Source organism: Nitrosomonas marina (assembly GCF_900110145.1).
GTDB classification, from domain to species: Bacteria; Pseudomonadota; Gammaproteobacteria; order Burkholderiales; family Nitrosomonadaceae; genus Nitrosomonas; species Nitrosomonas marina.
The window spans coordinates 1-4171 of sequence record NZ_FOCP01000053.1; the positions used below are offsets into that span (position 1 = coordinate 1).

Genomic DNA, 4171 nt, shown 5'->3' on the forward strand with positions numbered 1-4171 from the left:
GTATCGATTAACTCCTGAATGCTGATATAACCAAGTTCGCCACCATCACCATACAAATCAGCCAGACCAAATGCCTGCAACTGCTCATCTTCCATATCCTTTTCGGTGATGTACCAGTCAGCCGATCCCTTGAAGTAATGTAAATGAACCACCGCCTCATCGCCCAAGCCGTCCTGACCGTAGGTTTGGGGCATATTTTTAATGATATTGGCGATTTCGATCAGTTTGTCCTTGATGAACTGCCCCTCTTCACCGCGAATTCCGGAAGCAAAAGCGGCTAATTGAGATTTGCCGATAAATTGCTTGAGTAGCGGCATTACTGCGTTCACGTCAGCAAGCGTGTTTTTTGTTTCTTCTGATTGAGGATCTGGTTGTGGATCCATTATGCTGCTTACTTTCAGCAATTCCCGGATTTCCTTAACCCTCTTAACCAGTTTCAGCTTTTCCATGCCAGACGTGGCCGATTCAATGCTCGATCGTACTTTCCCAAGTTCCCTAACCAGTTCAAGTTTTTCCGTACCACCTACCGCGTCGTATGTAATATCCATGCCCGCTTGTTCTCCTGAATCCTGTTCTTCAAGGCTGTCTTCCACCATAACAGCAACCAGATCATCGAATGGCGGTATAACAATGATTCCGCTCCCGGCCGGCTGACAAAAGCCGTACAACTCGAAAGGCTGGATGTTGTTTGAGTCAAGCAGGTGGCCATGCTCACCGCTTATCTGGTTAATTTCCACCCAGTTCTTGAAAAATGAAATTGCGAGTTCGTCACCCTGGTATTTGGCTGGCGATTCTTCATCGTCATAAATTGCGTCAAATACGCCTGCAGGGGTTATTACGTGGTAAATGCTTTCACTCATGATTCACCCCCGAATATTTGGTTGGCGTAGTCGATGATTTCGCTTTTATGCGCGTAATTGGCAAACGCCTTGTATGAGACACGATAAATATCGTTTGAAAGGGCCTCTCGCGCTATACGCAAGGCCGCTTTTATTGCATCCATTTCTTCATGGAATGTCCCACCATGTGGCACACGACTCCTGCCATCATCATCCAGAAAAGATGATTCAGGAGCGTAAATGATTTCGTACCCCTTGCTCACACGCCTTGTTTTGCGGCTTCGGAATTTACCCTTGAATACCCTGAAACCATTCCACGAGCCTATAAATTCTGCACTGCTATTCCGCCTGAATGAGTATGATAAAAGCATATCCTTGTCGATTTCTGGTAACGCATCAAACCAACCGTCGTCTATAATCTCAACGCCATCGGACAATTTCTTTATAGCGTTTTCATATTGCGCATCCTGATAACTGCGCTTTGCCTGTATTTTGTCTTTTGCGAGATTTTGTGCCGCCTGCAGGATTTTCGTCCCCGGAGTCAGATCTGACTGCAAATAACCGGCAATCAGTGCGGCCATTTCAGGATCTTTGCCAAGCATCAAGGCTGCGTCTTGCGGATTAGACAGGTATTGAATACCCATTGCCCACACCTCCGTAGTGTTGTCTCGATACACCTTGCCGATATATGGACTTATAAAATCATCCTTGTAGGCGCCTTCACTTTGACGGTACCCCCTGTTTCCGGTTAATGACCTCAGGGAATAAACCTTTTCATCCGCCCTTCGCTTCTGCAGAAACCCGTTTGAAGCAGCTTTTGCTATCGGATCGGCCTCAAGGTGGTGCGCCATTTCATGCCACAACACCTTTTTATCGAAGCGGCTGTCTGGATAAATAGCGGTATTCTCGACCGATCCTATGCCTCTCGCATTTGCACGCTTGCTTCCATCATTGTCTATGATGATCTGGCGTAATTTTCCACCAGTAATCCGATAAAATTCGGCCATATCGCGGCGGATATCTGCTTCTTTATATCCAATCCGCTTTAACCGGTTTATAGCTGATTTTGTAATTACCTGTGCATTCGCCCAGGTATCGGCCTGTTCCCGGGTCACTTTTGATGCGCCAATCAGCGTATTTATAAAACCCTCGCCAACCGGTGCTATCTGATTTTTCAGTTCTTCTATGCGAGCTTTTTTATTTTCGTATTTGACCTTGTCGAGCAGCTTGTACTCTTCCCGAAGTTCAAGATATTTCTCATGAAGCGAGTTAAACAATTCATTCGTTTCGTTGAAAGAATCCAGATCACCACTTCTTTTGGCTACAAGGCGCTGGTCCATTAACTTGTTTAATTTTTCCACCAACTCTGTGTTTACCTGGCTGATGTTTTTTTTCTTTTCAGCGATTTCCGGAGGGTCTGCAGGAGTGCTTGCCGCAATCTCATTGAGTTCATCTGCAATAGTTTTCAACTTGCCAGAATCGTACTCAAACACATTTCCAAGCGATTTGAAATGATCGAACACATCACCCTGAGTAGACTGAAAGTATTTTTTGGAAACCAATTCTGTGTGATCAGAAAGTTTCTCGCTCCTATTCAGGTTTGAGTCGAAAACATACCACGCACTTACAATCGCATCCTTGTCAAACCTTCTAAGTGGTTCTGGAACCTGTTCTATCCCGTTTTCAAGATAATCAACGAAACTTTTGTATGTAGCGTCTATATCACCAGGGTCGATGGTTAAACCAACCGGATCTGTACCAATACCAATAGAAAGTAATCGCCGAATCTCACGAATGCGTTTTACAAGGGTTAATTTATTAACCCCTGCAACTGTCGGCAGGTGGCGACGTATCGTGCCAAGTTCTTTAACGAGTTTTAATTTTTCCGGACCGGAAACGTAATCAAGGGCTATCTGAGTCATGTTTTAACCGTTGGCTTGTTGATCCAATTCAGCCCATTTCTCAGCGGCCTTGCCGATTAAATCATCGTATTCACTGCCTAACCCGGCATTTATCAGCGCCTTCGATGAGGCGTCGATTTCATCAAGTAAATCCATCAGGTTTATGGCATCTTTCCCGCCGTCTATGACGGACTGCAAGAAGTCTTTGGCTGTGATTATTTCTTCCGATTCTTCATCATCTTCAATTACTTCAGGTTCTTCGCCTTCGATAAATAGATTGAAAACCTCACGACGATCATCTACACTATCAAGTACGGATTCATCTCCGTCTTGTGTCGACAAGTTAGGTCGGTCGCCAGCCAGCCGAGCAGGATTCGACAATCCCTCGGATTCGTAAGTGGCGTCAGAAAATGGGTCAGTCTCTTCTGGCCCATTTCTATTTACACTGTCCAGAATCGCGCTTGGTGCATGAACAGTGTGATCCCAGTGGAATTTTCCCTTATCATCCTCTTTGACAACAAATCTAACTGCAACATCCTCACCGTCGATTGTTGCTAATGTCCGCATCGTGTGATAAGCAATCACATTCGATTCTGACGGACCGTATGGCGGCGTTGAATTTAATTCCTTTGCGCTTTTTATCAGCGATTCAATCGCCGCCACAAGTTTTAATTTTCTTATGTCGGCGCTCAGGGTTAATGTCTTCTTAACGCCACTTTTGCGAATTTCAACATCACCGCCAAGTGCCGGGCACGGAACCCATTCCCCTATGATGTTAGTGAGTCTTTGTTTGGCAACTGACCTTAGCTGTCTCATCCCCTCTTCAGTATCCGGAAAATCACCAAGTTCCTTACCCGACAAAACAACAACAGGCTCTTTTTGATCAGTTAGGGACGTTTCAGGAAGGGAAGCATCAATATCAGCCGCTATTTGTTCTGGCGTTTTGGTAAGATCATCCGTTATTCGTGATTCAGGATTTACCGTAGAGATATCCCCATATCCTGTTACCGATTTAACCACCGCTGTAATGCCAACAACATTTGAGCCGGCACCAACCTGCTTGTAATCGAATGCAAACTGGTAGAACGTTTCACCGACTGCCTTGCTCAACACCGTCGCATTCTTTTCGCCATTCCACCCAAGATCGCGAAGCGCATTCCGTACCGCAACAATCCGTTCTTGGAAAAACGAATCCAGCACATCCTGATACTGAAGCTGCAAAGACTCATCGGCCATGATTTTTGCGTAGCCTTCGGGCGTTTTGGGGTCAATTACAGGCAATTCAGAATCAGTGGCCTGCTTTGACACAATATCCTCAATCTCTTCAGCAATCTGCTCTGCGGTCTTGCCAAGATCGGTTTTAACCGTCCCAACGTCCTCCCAAACACTGGATTCCTTATCCAGCAATTCGACTGTGAATTGGTCATTACT

General features: G+C 45.5%; 3 protein-coding genes. All 3 read right to left on the reverse strand.

What is annotated here, in order from left to right; translation table 11 throughout:
• On the reverse strand, positions 1-860 hold an 860-nt coding region (locus BMX44_RS16210; RefSeq protein WP_143056988.1), incomplete at its 3' end, for a DUF2958 domain-containing protein.
• Positions 857-2761, reverse strand: coding sequence for a hypothetical protein (locus BMX44_RS16215; RefSeq protein ID WP_090634963.1), 1905 nt, complete (start codon positions 2759-2761; stop codon positions 857-859). The genes BMX44_RS16215 and BMX44_RS16210, both read right to left, overlap by 4 nt.
• A gap of 3 nt (positions 2762-2764) precedes the next feature.
• On the reverse strand, positions 2765-4171 hold a 1407-nt coding region (locus BMX44_RS17000; protein ID WP_218144003.1), incomplete at its 5' end, for an LPD3 domain-containing protein.

Excerpts from the sequence above, each read along its gene's own strand:
- BMX44_RS16215 (WP_090634963.1), bottom strand. The coding sequence starts at position 2,761 with ATGACTCAGATAGCCCTTGATTACGTTTCCGGTCCGGAAAAATTAAAA.